This is a genomic window from Priestia sp. SIMBA_032, from assembly GCF_046535215.1.
Taxonomy (GTDB): Bacteria; Bacillota; Bacilli; order Bacillales; family Bacillaceae_H; genus Priestia; species Priestia aryabhattai.
Map to the genome: position 1 here is coordinate 1 of NZ_JAWRXD010001394.1, position 243 is coordinate 243.

Genomic DNA, 243 nt, shown 5'->3' on the forward strand with positions numbered 1-243 from the left:
GTACAAATTATATTTACGAACTAAACTGAGCTTCGTATAACCTACTGTATCCTCCGCCACGCTCAATTAATTCATCATGTGAACCTTGTTCTGCAATACCGTCTTTATTTACAACGACGATTCGATCTGCATTTTTAATCGTTGCAAGTCTGTGAGCGATAACTAACGTTGTACGACCAGCTGCTAATTCAGCAAGTGATTTTTGAATTGCAAGTTCCGTCTCAGTATCTAGTGCGGAAGTAG

At 39.5% G+C, this 243-nt stretch carries 1 pseudogene; it reads right to left on the reverse strand.

Annotated elements, in window-relative coordinates:
• Positions 1–13: 13 nt before the first annotated feature.
• Positions 14–243 (reverse strand): annotated as a pseudogene (locus tag SB717_RS38900) (multidrug ABC transporter ATP-binding protein); the annotation flags it as partial.